10 protein-coding genes are annotated in these 14,209 nt (G+C 63.0%); 6 read left to right on the top strand and 4 right to left on the bottom strand.

Annotation, left to right across the window (positions count from 1 at the left end; all coding sequences use genetic code 11):
• The first annotated feature begins 10 nt into the window (after window positions 1–10).
• Entirely contained in the window at window positions 11–2,749 is a 2,739-nt protein-coding gene (gene secA / locus AC5RV1_RS05625) for a preprotein translocase subunit SecA (RefSeq protein ID WP_493993831.1), read from the top strand.
• Window positions 2,750–2,873: 124 nt separating this feature from the next.
• Here the strand turns inward: secA and AC5RV1_RS05620 are convergent, their stop codons facing one another.
• Window positions 2,874–3,239 (bottom strand): Rv3235 family protein, encoded by a 366-nt coding sequence (locus AC5RV1_RS05620; protein WP_493946622.1) that lies wholly within the window; start codon window positions 3,237–3,239, stop codon window positions 2,874–2,876.
• A 183-nt stretch (window positions 3,240–3,422) separates the two neighbouring features.
• Window positions 3,423–4,190, bottom strand: a complete 768-nt coding sequence (locus AC5RV1_RS05615) for a LysM peptidoglycan-binding domain-containing protein (RefSeq protein WP_493993830.1) — start codon at window positions 4,188–4,190, stop codon at window positions 3,423–3,425.
• A 138-nt stretch (window positions 4,191–4,328) separates the two neighbouring features.
• On the opposite strand from AC5RV1_RS05615, the gene AC5RV1_RS05610 reads away from it, so the two are divergent.
• Window positions 4,329–4,898, top strand: coding sequence for a hypothetical protein (locus tag AC5RV1_RS05610; RefSeq protein ID WP_493993829.1), 570 nt, complete (start codon window positions 4,329–4,331; stop codon window positions 4,896–4,898).
• A gap of 60 nt (window positions 4,899–4,958) precedes the next feature.
• On the opposite strand, the gene AC5RV1_RS05605 is transcribed toward AC5RV1_RS05610, so the two are convergent.
• Window positions 4,959–5,174, bottom strand: coding sequence for a helix-turn-helix domain-containing protein (locus tag AC5RV1_RS05605; protein ID WP_045729765.1), 216 nt, complete (start codon window positions 5,172–5,174; stop codon window positions 4,959–4,961).
• A 157-nt stretch (window positions 5,175–5,331) separates the two neighbouring features.
• Here AC5RV1_RS05605 and AC5RV1_RS05600 point away from each other — a divergent pair, with 157 nt between their 5' ends.
• Genes AC5RV1_RS05600 through AC5RV1_RS05585 form a run of 4 tightly spaced genes read left to right on the top strand, consistent with a single transcriptional unit; the run spans window position 5,332 to window position 13,686 of the window.
• Entirely contained in the window at window positions 5,332–5,976 is a 645-nt protein-coding gene (locus AC5RV1_RS05600) for a hypothetical protein (protein ID WP_493993828.1), read from the top strand.
• A complete protein-coding gene (locus AC5RV1_RS05595) occupies window positions 5,973–7,280 on the top strand; it encodes a CpaE/TadZ family protein (protein WP_493993827.1) in 1,308 nt (435 codons plus the stop codon). The genes AC5RV1_RS05600 and AC5RV1_RS05595 overlap by 4 nt, the downstream gene beginning before the upstream one ends.
• A 57-nt stretch (window positions 7,281–7,337) precedes the next feature.
• On the top strand, window positions 7,338–12,191 hold the full coding sequence (locus AC5RV1_RS05590; RefSeq protein WP_493993826.1) for an NAD-glutamate dehydrogenase: 4,854 nt from the start codon (window positions 7,338–7,340) through the stop codon (window positions 12,189–12,191).
• 28 nt (window positions 12,192–12,219) lie between these two features.
• A complete protein-coding gene (locus AC5RV1_RS05585) occupies window positions 12,220–13,686 on the top strand; it encodes a sensor histidine kinase (RefSeq protein WP_163162323.1) in 1,467 nt (488 codons plus the stop codon).
• Window positions 13,687–13,772: 86 nt separating this feature from the next.
• Here AC5RV1_RS05585 and AC5RV1_RS05580 read toward each other — a convergent pair whose 3' ends face one another.
• Window positions 13,773–14,021 (bottom strand): WhiB family transcriptional regulator, encoded by a 249-nt coding sequence (locus tag AC5RV1_RS05580; RefSeq protein WP_015937605.1) that lies wholly within the window; start codon window positions 14,019–14,021, stop codon window positions 13,773–13,775.
• Between the last annotated feature and the right edge of the window lie 188 nt (window positions 14,022–14,209).

Raw genomic sequence — 14,209 nt, 5'->3', positions numbered from 1 at the left:
GCATCTTCACGTGGCATCACTTATCGAAAAACTTCTCCGCACCGGTGACAAGAAAACGCTCCGGCAACTGCGGAACTATGCCGACTCCATCAACGCCCTGGAAGATTCGTTCAAGACTTTCACGGATGCCGAACTCCGTGAGGAAACGGACCGGCTGCGCGAACGCCACCAGGATGGGGAGAAGCTTGATGACCTGCTTCCCGAGGCCTTTGCCGCGGTCCGGGAAGCGGCCTCACGGACCTTGGGCATGCGCCACTTCGACGTTCAGCTGATGGGCGGCGCAGCCCTGCACCTGGGCAACATCGCGGAAATGAAGACCGGTGAAGGCAAGACCCTGGTGGCAACTGCTCCTGCCTACCTCAATGCGCTCACCGGCAGAGGCGTTCACGTTATCACCGTCAACGACTACCTGGCCGAATACCAGTCCGACCTCATGGGCCGCGTCTACCGTTTCCTCGGCCTGACCAGCGGCTGTATCCTCGCCAACCAGGATCCGGCAGTGCGGCGCCACCAGTACGCCTCGGACATCACCTACGGCACCAACAACGAGTTCGGCTTCGACTACCTCCGCGACAACATGGCCTGGGACAAATCGGAACTGGTCCAGCGCGGGCACAACTTCGCCATCGTTGACGAAGTGGACTCCATCCTTATCGATGAAGCCCGTACCCCGCTTATCATTTCCGGTCCCGCCCAGGGTGACACCAACCGCTGGTACAGCGAATTCGCCAAGGTGGTCCTGCGGCTCCAGCCTGAGAAGGACTACGAAGTCGACGAAAAGAAGCGCACCGTCGGTGTCCTGGAAAGCGGCATCGAAAAGGTCGAGGACTACCTCGGCATCCAGAACCTTTACGAATCCGCGAACACGCCCCTTATCGGGTTCCTCAACAACGCGATCAAGGCCAAGGAACTGTTCAAGCGGGACAAGGACTACGTCATTCTCGACGGCGAGGTCCTGATCGTCGATGAGCACACCGGCCGTATCCTTGCCGGCCGCCGCTACAACGAAGGCATGCACCAGGCCATCGAGGCCAAAGAAGGCGTGGAGATCAAGGCGGAGAACCAGACCCTGGCCACCGTAACGCTGCAGAACTACTTCCGTATGTACGGCAAACTCTCAGGCATGACCGGAACTGCCGAGACCGAGGCAGCGGAATTCATGGGGACCTACAAGCTCGGTGTGGTTGCCATTCCCACCAACCGCGACATGCAGCGGATCGACCAGTCGGACCTGGTCTTCAAGAACGAGGCGGTCAAGTTCGACGCCGTCGTGAAGGATATTGCCGAACGGCACGAAAAGGGCCAGCCGGTCCTGGTGGGCACCACGAGCGTGGAAAAGAGCGAATACCTGTCCCGGCTCCTTGCCAAGGAAGGAATCCGCCACGAAGTCCTGAACGCGAAGAACCACGCACGGGAAGCAGCCATCGTGGCGCAGGCCGGCCGGAAGGGTGCCGTCACCGTGGCAACCAACATGGCCGGCCGCGGTACGGACATCATGCTCGGCGGCAATGCTGAATTCACTGCTGTGGCGGAGCTGGCGAAGCGGGGTCTTGATCCGGAAGAGAACTCCGAGGAATACGAATCCGCCTGGCCTGCCGCGCTTGAAGCTGCCAAGCAGTCCGTCAAGGACGAGCACGAGGAAGTTCTGAACCTGGGCGGCCTATACGTGCTGGGTACCGAACGGCACGAATCGCGCCGCATCGACAACCAGCTGCGCGGCCGTTCCGGCCGCCAGGGCGACCCCGGCGAGTCCCGTTTCTACCTTTCACTGACTGACGACCTCATGCGGCTCTTCAACTCCGGTGCCGCGGAGCGCCTGATGAACAGTTCGGTCCCGGACGATGTCGCGCTGGAATCAAAGCTCGTCTCCCGTGCCATCGCTTCGGCGCAGGGCCAGGTGGAGGGCCGCAACGCCGAACAGCGCAAGAACGTCCTGAAGTACGACGATGTCCTCAACCGCCAGCGCGAGGCCATCTATGGTGACCGGCGCCGGATCCTTGAAGGCGATGACCTGCACGAAAAGGTGCAGTTCTTTATTGAGGACACCATCACAGCGCTCATTGATGCTGCCACAGCGGAGGGCAACGGCGACGACTGGGACTTCAACCTGCTCTGGACCAACCTCAAGACGTTGTACCCGGTCAGCGTCACGGCCGACGAGATCATCGAGGAAGCCGGTGGCAAGTCCAGGCTTACGGTTGAGTTCCTGAAAGAGGAGCTGCTGTCTGATGCCCGGCTGGTCTACCAGGCGAGGGAAGAGGCTATCGGTTCCGAAAGCATGCGCGAGCTGGAACGCCGCGTTGTCCTGTCAGTGATTGGACGCAAGTGGCAGGAACACCTTTACGAGATGGACTACCTCAAGGAGGGGATCGGCCTGCGCGCGATGGCCCAGCGTGACCCTCTTGTCGAGTACCAGCGTGAGGGCTTTACCCTGTTCCAAAGCATGATGGAGGCCATCCGGGAGGAAAGCGTGGGCTTCCTTTACAACCTCGAAGTGGAAGTCACTCCTGCCCAGGATGTCGTAGTGGCTGACGATGAAGGTGGACACACCGAGCACGTTGAGCCACAGGTGCGGGCCGCCGGGCTGGAAGCGCCGGCCCAACCTGCCCAGCTGCAGTACACTGCTCCCCGCGAGGATGGCGGCACCCAGACCCGGGTGGAAACCCGGTCCTCCGGCCGCTCAGGAAATCCCGCCAAGGCTGCGGCCCAGGATGCAGCAAAGCGATCTGCGAAAAAGAAAAAGCGCTGACTCTCGTCGCGAGAAACTGGTAGTTGAATGAAGGGCAGGGCCGGGACATCGTTTCCCGGCCCTGGTCGCGTTTGGCATCAATTTTCATGAGCACGATACCCCCCGGCTCTTTGCTGTAAGCCCCTCAACCGATGACAAGCTCAGTCACCCGCCATACCTGCTTGCCACGCTCTAGCCGGATGGCCACAGCCCGGGCGCGGACATCATCCACCACAACGGCGCTGGCTTCATAAATGCCTTCCGCCACTTCGCAAACGCGGACCGAGCGGACGATGGAATTCCGATGCAGCCGAGCCAGGGCGGGGTTGCCCGTCCGGGTGATTTCGCGCCGGATCAGGCAGGCGCGGTGCTGCAAGGCTGCGAGGCAGCGGGGATCAAGCCGCCGTGCCAGCTGGTGGACGGGGCGGATACCCGCGAGTACTTCCATGGCAGCCTGGACTGTGCCGCGGGTGACCGCGCGCACCTCCGACAACTCATCGGCCGGGCGCAAGACTGGAGGCGTCGCGGCCTGGCCGGGTGGGGAAATCCTGGGCGGAGCCTGTGGTGGAATCTGCCGGATTGTCGGATTCCCCGCCCTTCCTGGCGTTTCGACGGCTCGAATAGGTATCGCTGCGGTCATTGCTTTCCCCTTGCTGGTGGCTGAAGTTATGGATTGCTTGAAGGCGGTCCGGCGCTAGGCTGCGGAGGGCGGCTGAAGTATTTGTCCCGGGAGCAGCACGTCGGGATTCTGCCCGATGATGGTGCGGTTGGCCTCGTACCACCGAGGCCACTGCATGGCGATTTCCACGTCCGAGGCTCCTGGTCCCATCGCCTGCGCGGCGATGTCCCACAGTGTGTCTCCCGCCAGGACAGCCACGGCGCCGGTTTCGGCTTTCGCCTCCTCGACTGCGCGTACTGCGGGAGCAGCCAGTAGCCCCGGGCTGGCCACCGGAGCAGCCGGCTGCCAGCCTGGGTCGATGTCCGATGGGGGAGTTGCGGGGTTCTCCGAACGTAGCGTCACTGACAGCGGTTCGGCGCTTGCAGCGGCTGCAACCCGGTCCTGCGTGGGAGTCCACTCCGGTCCGGGCAGCATCGTGTTTGCATGTGCAGCCGGACCGGACATCAGCTGAACCGAAAGCGCAGCAAGAACGAGCCGCTGCATTAGTGCCGGGGACAGCTTCCGCGTCACTGCTGCCGCGCGGGTCCTGCCGTTGCGCTCCAGAAGAGCGGTGGCTCCCGCGAAGACAAATGCAAGGCACCACCAGCCAACCAGGACGGCTCCGCCGGCCGCCGCGCCTGCGCCAAGCAGGTGCTCCGGGTGGAGCCCCTGCTGCCGCGCGGCGGAGTGCTGCCATTGCTCCAGAATCCCGGAACCCGCAGCATAAAGAACGACGCCCAGCAGCAGCACAGCTGTCGCGGTGATGGCGTCGGTGGCTCGCCCGGATTCTGCTGGCTGGGTCATTTGCTTCCTTTTGATGCAGTTTGATGCTGTTTGATATTTATACAGTCAGTTTGAGGGGGCTATCCCGCTTTGTCCAGACGGTGGAGAGAAAAATCCTCATTCGTTGACCTCGTACGGCCCAGGCCCTACGCTGGCCGGATGCGCTGGGATGCACTCTTTACTGACCTCGAAAGCCAATTTGCGGAGGCGGACCGGCTGGCCCTTGACGCCGAAGTCAATGAGCGGGCGCGGGCGGAAATGGTGGGTCTGGAACTGACCGACCGGTTGCGGGCAGTTCTGGGCTGCAGGCTAACGGTCTACCTGGCCGCGGGGGAATCTTTTTCCGGCACGCTCTCACACGTCGGCGGGGAGGCGTTGGTGCTGGATGAAGGACAGCACCAGCTACTCATTCCGTACGCGTCAGCGGTGCGCTATGTTGGCCTGGGCCGGCTGTCACTGGCTGAAACGTCCTCTGTGCGCCGGGGGATCGGGCTGGCTCATGCTCTGCGCGGGCTGGCCCGGGACCGCGCCGAACTGTCGGTCATCATTGGGAACGCCGGCGGAGTGGTCCGGCTTGCAGGAGTCATCGACCGGGTGGGAAAGGACTACGTCGACCTTGCTGTCCTTACTCCAGGCGAGGTGCGCCGAGGCCAGCACGTGAATCAGATCGCAACCATTCCCTTCACTGCACTGGCTGCGATCAGGTCACGGCGGACCACTGAGCTCTAGAGGCTGGCGCCCCAGGCTGGAGCGGCACGTGAAGCCGGAGAGCCGAGTGAGGGGGAGAGGTCAGACTGACTTCGACTTGGATTCCTGGATCATGCGGCTTGCTTCGGCGTACCGTTCCTCGATGTACTGCTCAAGCATCTTTTCTTCCACCCGCCACTGGCCCCGGCCGCCAACCTGGATAGCCTTGAGCTCACCGCTCCGGACCAGCGCGTAGGCAGCGGGAGAATTAATCTGAAGCTGCTCGGCGACGTCTGCGAGTGTAAGAAATCTGGGCATATATCCATTTTGCCACCGGTATTGGCACTTTGCTGCTGTTATCCACAATTTGGCCCTATTTGGACTTTTGGCTTTTGTTCCTGCGTCAGTGCCGCAACAATGAGGAGGAGTCGGGACACAGCAGGCAGTCCCGGTCCGTATAGGGGGAGAAACGGTAATGGTTCCTGAGTCATCTGCCACGGCGGCAAGGCTGAAACGGCCTTCATGGAAGGACCCGCGCTTGCTGATGGGTGTTCTCCTTGTACTGGCATCCGTGGCTGGCGTCGTCTTCCTGGTGGGGAGTGCCGACCGGACCACGGAGGTCTACGCGGCCCGCGACGGCATAGCGGTGGGCGAAAAGCTCACGCCGGAGAACGTCGTCCGGGCCAAGGTCAGGCTAGGCGAGACGGAAGCGCAATACATTACCGCCGAGTCAGGACTGCCGGAGAACGTGGTTGCAGTACAAAGGATCGGCAAGGACCAACTCGTTCCCAGGGCAAGCCTCGGCGCAGTGGACGAACTGGACCGCAAGCCAGTTGCCTTAACCATCGGGGAGCCCCTTCCCGCGCAGGCCGTGGCAGGCGCCAGGGTCGATGTATGGGTTGCCCAGCCAGATGCCCGCAACGGCTTCAGCGAACCGAAACTTCTCCTCCCGGGCGCTGAAATCGCGGAAGTAACGGCCGGCTCCACAGCCCTGGGGTCGTCCCGGAACACGGTGTTGATGGTGCTGGTGGAGGATAACCAGATGCCCGGCTTGCTTGGAGCACAAGCGAATGAAGCCAGGATCTCGGTAGTTTGGAATCCCGGTGGCGGTGCCCGATGAGTATTCCCGTCGTCACGGTCGGGCAGAGCCGTGAGGATCTGGTCGGCGGGCTGGAGCGCCTGCACGGACCTGTCACAGTGGTCCGAAGATGCGCGGAACTGCCCGAATTGCTGGCCGCGTGCCAAAGTGGACTGGCGAGGGCCGCGGTTGTTGCCGAGGGCTCCGAGGGCCTGACCTCTTCACTGGTTGACCGGCTTGGAGCGGTTGGTGTGGCCGTCATTGCGTTGACCGATTCGGCTGATGAAGCCGCAAGACTGCAGAGGATAGGAGTGGCTTCCGCCCTGACCGGCGTGGAATCGGCGGTTCTGTCAGACAGGATTGCGGAGGCAGTGGCCCAAGTGACCGATGGCAGACCCCGGGGCGCCCACTCGAGCAGTGCCGCTGACACTGGCGCTGCCCTTAGCCCAGTACCGGCGGAACCACTCCACAGCCACGCGGAGCCAGGGCCGGGGCGGATCATCGCGGTGTGGGGCCCTGCCGGGGCGCCGGGACGGACTGTCGTTGCGGCGAACATCGCCGGCGAACTGGCCGCCGAAGGAAAGTCCGTTATCCTCGTGGACGCAGACAGTTATGGTGCGAGCATAGCCGCTGTGCTGGGCCTGATGGATGAGTCTGCCGGCCTGGCACAGGCGTGCAGGCTAGCTGACCAGGGGCTGCTGGACGCGGACGCGCTGAGGAGGGTGGCCACACCGATCGCCGCAAAGCTCGGTTCTTTCCGCGTCCTCACCGGAATCACCCGCGCAGACCGGTGGACGGAGCTCCGGGCATCCGCCCTTTCCATCGTCCTGGAACGAGCGAAACAGATTGCCGAGGTGGTTGTCGTGGACGCCGGATTCTGCCTTGAGGCTGACGAGGAGCTGAGCTTTGACACCATGGCCCCCCGCAGAAACGCGGCCACGCTGCGCTCCCTGGAACTCGCTGACACTGTTTACGCTGTCGGTGCCGCGGATCCTGTCGGAGTGCCAAGGCTCGTACGGGGCTTAGCCGAGCTCGAGACAGCCGTTCCACAGGCGGCACCCATCGTGGTGATGAACAGAGTCCGGGCCTCCTCTGTCGGCAGGGGTCCCGAACGGCAGTTGCGGGACGCGTGGGAAAGGTTCGGGCCGGCGTCGGAACTTAAGGCTTTCCTTCCGGAGGACAGTGAGGCGGCAGACGCAGCACTGCTGGGAGGGTCCCTCCTGCTGGAAGTGGCACCCGATTCGCCCCTCCGCAGAGCCATTGCAGGACTTGTTTGTGCACCCGTCCAGCAAAAACTGAAAACCTCTGTGTTTTCTTCCACAGCAGGGCGCAAACTAAAAGACTAGGCTCGCCGTAAGAGCTGCAAGGAAGCAGCGAGACTTTTGTGATGGAGGCGTGTGTCGATGTCGTCTGGATCCAGCGTGGAGGATCAGCCCCTTTCGATCGAAGGCCATGAGGGCTTTATCGGGGACTACTATCAGCACCTAGCCGAAGAGGACGCGCGGAGTTATCCGGGAGACGTACTGACCGCACGAGCGGAAGCGCACCGGGACGTCGCGTCGGTGCGGAAACCGGGCCATGCAAACATTTCCATCGTCGATGAGGAAGACAGCAGCGTGGTCTTCGTGGTTACCGACGACATGCCCTTCCTCGTTGACTCTGTCAACGCTGAACTGGTCCGGCAGCACGCAGCCATCAGGCTGGTGGTCCACCCCCTTTTTGTGGCCACCCGCAACAAGGAAACCGGGGCCCTGGTAAAGGTCAACAAGGTCCCTTCCCACCTCGGCATCTCCAGCGGCGACACCGCTGCCATGCCCAACCTGTCCCAACTCATAGCCCAGGGCGAAAACTCCTCGCATATGGAGTCATGGATCGCCGTCGAAATAAACCGCGTATCCGACGAAGCCAAAGCAGCACTTCTGGAAGGCCTGCAGCGGGTACTGAGCGACGTCCGGGCTGCGGTTGAAGACTGGCCCCATATGCGCCAAAAGGCGCTACAGATCGCCGAGAGCCTGGACAAGGTCGCAAACCCGGCGCAGATCGCTGAGCTCAGGCAGGCTCAAGACCTCCTTCACTGGCTTGACGACGGAAACTTCACCTTCCTCGGCTACCGCGAATACGACCTGGTCAACGTGGGCGGGGAAGATGTCCTGGAACTGCGTGAAGACAGCGGCCTGGGACTGCTGCGCGCAGCCGCCGACTCCCCGCACATCCAGCACCTCACGGACACAGGCCGGAAAAAAGCACGCGAAAAGCGCGCCCTCGTCATTACCAAGGCGAACTCCCGCTCCACCGTCCACCGGTCGGCCTACCTCGACTACATCGGGATCAAGAGTTTCGACTCAGCAGGCAACGTCAATGGGGAGCGGCGCTTCATCGGCCTCTTTGCCACCAGCGCGTACACCGGTTCCGTCCGTAACATCCCCATCGTCCGGGAAAAGGTCGACGCGGTCCTGAGCAGCGCGGGTTTCCCGCCGGATTCCCACTCCGGAAAGGACCTGCTCGGCATCCTGGAGACCTATCCGAGGGATGAACTCTTCCAAATTGAGGTTGCGGACCTCGCTGCCACCGCACTTGGCATCCAAAAGCTGCAGGAGCGTAGGCGCACCAGACTCTTCCTGCGGCCTGACATCTACGGCCGGTTTATGTCCGCCGTCGTCTACCTTCCCAGGGACAGGTACACCACCAACGTCCGGCTCCGCATCGAGCAGGAACTGCGCGAGACGTTCCAGGCAGTGTCCATCGACTATGAGGCACGCATGACCGAGTCGGCGCTCGCCCGGCTGTTCTTCCGTATCCGCCTGCCCAAGGGTGCCGACGTCAGCAACGTCAACGCCGAGGAATTGGAAAAACGGCTGGTGCGTGCCGCCCGCTCGTGGAGCGAAGGCATCGCGGAAGTCCTGCGTGAAGGGCGGGACGTTGCAGAGGCCAAGGAGCTCGCAGCCATCTGGTCGGAGGCCTTCCCGGCGAGCTACCGCGTGGATTACGAAGTTGAGGATGCCCTTGAAGACATCGCCCGCTTCGAGAAATACGGTGCGGCGGCGGAGCGCACTGCCGGCGCCAAGCAGGAACGGCCAGGCGTGCATGTCTACCTCCCGGAGGGGGCGGGGGCAACGCTGGAGGAAGACGCCCGCGTCAAGCTCTACATGCTGGAGCCCAAGAGCCTGAGCCAGATCCTGCCCTTCTTCCATAACCTTGGCCTGGAGGTGCTGGACGAGCGGCCGTTCGAGATCGAAACTGCCGATCGAAGGGATTTCTTCCTCTACGACCTGGGGTTGAAGTACCCGGCGGGAGTTGATCCTGTGTCAACGGGCCAGTTGCTGGCTGATTCCTTCTCCGCTGCTGTTACCGGTGCCGCTGAATCGGATGCCTTTGACCGGCTGGTTTTGCGCGAGGGTCTGCAGTGGCGCCAGATTACTGTGCTGCGCGCCTACGCGCGCTACATGCGCCAGATGGGCAATGCCAACTCCTTCGGTTTTATGGCGGACACCCTGCTGGCGAATCCGGAAGTGACCAAGGGACTGAGTGCGCTCTTCGCCGCCCGCTTTGATCCTTCCCTCAACGTTGAAGCTCGCCTGGAGGCGCAAACTTCCGTGCGTGAAGAACTTGCAGCGGCCATCGAAAAGGTGGCCACGCTCGACGCCGACAGGGTACTGCGGACCTTCCTGAACCTGATCGAGTCCACGCTCCGGACCAACTTCTACCAGGACAAGCCACACCTCAGCCTCAAACTCGATCCGGCCCGGATTGAGGGGCTGCCTTTCCCCCGTCCCATGTTCGAAATCTGGGTTTATGCACCCCGCGTCGAGGGTGTCCACCTCCGCTTCGGCAAGGTTGCCCGCGGCGGGCTGCGCTGGTCCGACCGCCGCGAGGATTTCCGCACCGAAGTCCTGGGCCTGGTGAAAGCACAGACTGTAAAGAACGCCGTCATCGTGCCCACCGGGGCCAAGGGCGGCTTCTTCGCCAAGCAGCTTCCCGACCCCACAGTTGACCGGTCCGCCTGGATGGCTGAAGGCGTCGAAAGCTACAAGACCTTTATCCGCGGCCTCCTTGACATCACTGACAACCTCGTCACGGAGGGTGACGGCGAAAGGCTGGTCCCGCCGTCGGACGTTATAAGGCACGACGACGACGATTCCTACCTCGTGGTGGCGGCCGACAAGGGAACCGCGACTTTCTCCGACATCGCGAACGGGCTGGCCAAGGAATATGGGTTCTGGCTGGGTGACGCGTTCGCTTCCGGCGGGTCCGTGGGGTACGACCACAAGGCGATGGGCATCACCGCCCGGGGCGCCTGGGAATCCGTGAAGCGTCACTTCAGCGAGCTTGACTTGGACACGCAGACCGAGCCGTTCACTGTGGTGGGAGTGGGTGATATGTCCGGCGACGTGTTCGGCAACGGCATGCTCCTCTCGCGCCACATCCGGCTTCTCGCAGCCTTCGATCACCGCCACATCTTCCTGGACCCCAACCCGGACGAAGAAACCTCCTTCGTGGAGCGGCAGCGGTTGTTCGAGCTGCCGAGGTCATCGTGGGACGACTACAACAAGTCCCTCATCAGCGAAGGCGGCGGAGTCTTCCCCCGCCAGGCAAAATCGATACCCGTTTCCGCCCAGGTACGCGCCGCCCTGGGGCTGCCCGCCGAAACAACGGAACTCAGCCCGCCGGAACTCCTGCGTGCAATCCTGTTGGCTCCGGCAGACCTCCTCTACAACGGCGGCATCGGAACCTACGTCAAGGCGAGCACCGAGTCCAACGCTTCCGTGGGGGACAAAGCCAACGACGCCATCCGCGTTGACGGCAGGGACCTGCGCGTCAAGGTGGTGGGCGAGGGCGGAAACCTGGGCATGACGCAGCGCGGCCGCATCGAAGCTGCTTTGCAGGGGGTTATCCTCAACACCGATGCCATCGACAACTCTGCCGGAGTTGACTGCTCCGACCACGAAGTCAACATCAAGATCTTTGTGGACCGGATGGTTGCGGCCGGGAAGCTGAGTGCCGAAGAGCGCGCAGGATTCCTTGCATCGATGACCGATGAGGTGGGCCGGCTGGTGCTCGAAGACAACATCGACCAGAACATCCTGCTGCTGAATGACCGGACCCGCGTGGCCGAGTGGAGCCCGAGCTATGAACGGCTGATGGACTGGCTGGAAAAGAAGGCTGACCTGAACCGTGATCTGGAGGCGCTTCCCACCACGGAGGTGCTGAGGGAGCGGCTGCAGCAGGGCCAGGGCCTGACTTCCCCGGAGCTGTCCGTTCTGGCGGCCTACGCCAAGATCGAGCTGACGTCCGCACTGCGCGACAGCGACCTCGCTGACGACCCCTGGTTCAGGAAGACGCTGCGGGCCTACTTCCCTGAGCAGCTGCGTGAACGGTTTGACGCGGAGCTGGACACCCATCCGCTGCGGCGCGAAATCATCGCAACCATTGTGGCTAACGACATGATCAACATGGGCGGCATTACGTTCGCTTTCCGGACCATGGAAGAAACGTCCGCCTCGGAAGTCGCTGTCGCCAAAGCGTTCGTTGCCCTTAGGGAGGTTTACGAACTCGACGTGATGGTCGAGGAACTGAACAGCCTGCCGGCGTCGTTCCCCACCGAGCACTGGAGCACTGTCCACCTTGACATCCGGCGGTTGCTCGACCGGGCTGTCCGCTGGCTGCTGGGGCAGGGCAGCGTCTCCCGGCCGATTGCCGACGTCGTGGCTGAATTCAAGCCACTCATGGATCCCATGCGGGCCCGCCTGCTCGACTACCTGCGCGGCGATGACCGGGACAGGGTTGCCGGCTGGCTGGAGAAAGCGCGCGACTGGGAGCTGCCGGAAGGACTGGCACTGCGGTGGGCGGAGCTCTTCGAGAGCTTTGTCCTGCTGGACATCGCAAAGATCGCCCGCGTCCGGAAGGATCCCGTAGAGGAAATTGCGGCCGTCTACTACACCGTCTTCAACCGGTTCCACGCGGACTCCCTGCTGGAGCGCATCAGCAGCCTGCCGCGGCAGGACCGGTGGCAGGCACTGGCCAGGGCGGCGCTGCGCGATGACCTGTATTCCACCATCTCCGACATGACGACGGCGGTGCTGGACGCTACCGATGCTGCGGACTCGCCGGAGGCGCGGCTGAAGGATTGGGAGGCCCGGAACGCCGAGCAGTTGGGCAGGGCGAAGAGCATGTTTGATGAGGTCAATGCCCTCGAGGCCGACGACATGGCCTCACTGTCGGTAGCATTGAGGCTCTTGAGGTCAATCGTTCGACGCTAGCGAGTCCGGCGTCGCAAATGGAGGTGCAGTGGCAATCTTTACGGACCCTATCAGGGAACATGCTGATTTCGGGCCGGGGGATGCCGAATGGCTGCACCTCCTGGTGGGGGACTGGCAAATGGTCGCGGACCTGGCGTTCGCGGACCTGGCGCTCTGGTTCCCCCACCCGGACCACGGGTACGTGGCGCTGGCGCATGTCCGGCCCTCCACCACGCATACGGTGTTCCACGGTGACTTCGTGGGCGAACCTATCCGCTCGGATCTTCAGCCCCTCGTGGACAAGGCCTGGAACAGCCGCTCCATCGAGCGTTCCAGCGAAACCAACTGGAGCAGTGACATGGCGTTGCGGGTCGAGGCGGTACCGATGGTCCGGAACGGCCGAACCCTGGCCGTTGTTACTACGCACATGGACCTGTCGAGCTCGCGGATGCCGTCCCGGCTGGAGCTTACGTACCGGCAGTGCGCTTATGACCTTCTGCGGATGGGCACCCTTGGGTTGTGGCCTGACTTCGCCTCTCCCACGGGGTCCCGCCGCGGCGCCCCCCGTGTGGGGGACGGCTTGATCAGGCTTGACGCCGAGGGCATCGTCCAGTACGCCAGCCCCAACGGAGTCTCGGCTTTCCGGCGCCTCGGCGACGGGGAATCCCTGGAGGGCCGCTCGCTGGCCGAGGTTACTGCGAGCCTGCTCAAGGACCGCCGCATGGTGGACGAGACCTTGCCCCTGGTGGTCACGGGCCGTATGCCCTGGCGCAGCGAGATTGAATCCCGTGGGGTGAGCCTGTCCCTGCGGGCGATCCCGCTGCGTGATGAGCAGCAGCGCTTCGGCGCGCTGGTCCTTTGCCGCGATGTGTCCGAACTGCGGCGGCGCGAGATGGAGCTCGTGACCAAGGACGCCACCATCCGCGAAATCCACCATCGGGTCAAAAACAATTTGCAGACCGTTGCAGCGCTGTTGCGCATGCAATCCCGGCGCATGGTCAGCGACGAGGCGAAACAGGGACTCGAGCAGGCGATGCGGCGCGTGGCCACCATCGCGCTGGTCCACGAAACCCTGTCCCAGGGCCTGACGCAGAGCGTGGACTTCGACGAGCTGATTGGGCGGCAGTTCCGGCTGTCCGCAGAAGTAGCCTCGCCATCGCAGCAGGTCAGGACCGAGCGCTCCGGTTTGTTCGGCGAACTGCCCAGCGACTTCGCCACTCCGCTGGCGCTGGTCATCAATGAACTGGTCACAAACGCCGTTGAGCATGGCCTTGAGGGGCGTACCGGCACCGTATGGCTGCTGGCTGACCGCTCCGAAGGGGACGACGGCGAAGAGCTCACCGTCACCATTGCCGACGACGGTGTGGGCCTGCCCGACACGCCCCACGTTGAGGGCCTGGGGCTGCAGATCGTGCGCACCCTGGTGACCAGCGAACTCGGCGGCACCATCCAGTGGCAGCCGCGCGAGGGCGGCGGTACCGCCGTTCAGATCCGGCTCAGCCTGGCCGCCAAGTAGGGCACCAAAAAGGCCCTGGCGGCAACCTTGCAGGTTGCGGCCAGGGCCTTTGGGTGTTTTAGCTTATGCCTACGTGCCTAGTGGAATCAGGAAGCCCGGCGGGCGCGCGCTGCCCGGCGCTTCAGGGCACGGCGCTCGTCCTCGCTCATGCCGCCCCAGACACCGGCATCCTGGCCGGACTCGAGGGCCCACTGCAGGCAGGTGTCCACTACCGGGCACCGACGGCAGACGCTTTTCGCTTCCTCAATCTGCAGGAGCGCCGGGCCTGTGTTCCCTACGGGGAAGAACAGTTCCGGGTCCTTTTCGAGGCACGCTGCGCGGTTACGCCAATCCATGCTGATCAGTTGCTCCATTTCTGGGAAGAGCTCCTTGTGAAATTATTCACTAGTAGCTACAAAGGAAAGGGGCCCGGCAGGGCCCCGTTGGTCATCTGAGTCAAGCCTGTCATGTTAACGCTGTGTAAACAAGGGGTAATAAGGCTTGAAATCCCGGGAACGCTGAGCGATACGTCACAGTGGCGGTA

The organism is Arthrobacter sp. Hb9-2 (genome assembly GCF_059091165.1).
This window is presented reverse-complemented; position numbering and strand designations above follow the sequence as displayed.

Excerpts from the sequence above, each read along its gene's own strand:
- AC5RV1_RS05605 (WP_045729765.1), bottom strand. The coding sequence starts at position 5,174 with ATGCCCAGATTTCTTACACTCGCAGACGTCGCCGAGCAGCTTCAGATT.
- AC5RV1_RS05595 (WP_493993827.1), top strand. The coding sequence starts at position 5,973 with ATGAGTATTCCCGTCGTCACGGTCGGGCAGAGCCGTGAGGATCTGGTC.
- AC5RV1_RS05590 (WP_493993826.1), top strand. The coding sequence starts at position 7,338 with ATGTCGTCTGGATCCAGCGTGGAGGATCAGCCCCTTTCGATCGAAGGC.
- AC5RV1_RS05610 (WP_493993829.1), top strand. The coding sequence starts at position 4,329 with ATGCGCTGGGATGCACTCTTTACTGACCTCGAAAGCCAATTTGCGGAG.
- AC5RV1_RS05580 (WP_015937605.1), bottom strand. The coding sequence starts at position 14,021 with ATGGATTGGCGTAACCGCGCAGCGTGCCTCGAAAAGGACCCGGAACTG.
- AC5RV1_RS05600 (WP_493993828.1), top strand. The coding sequence starts at position 5,332 with ATGGTTCCTGAGTCATCTGCCACGGCGGCAAGGCTGAAACGGCCTTCA.
- AC5RV1_RS05615 (WP_493993830.1), bottom strand. The coding sequence starts at position 4,190 with ATGACCCAGCCAGCAGAATCCGGGCGAGCCACCGACGCCATCACCGCG.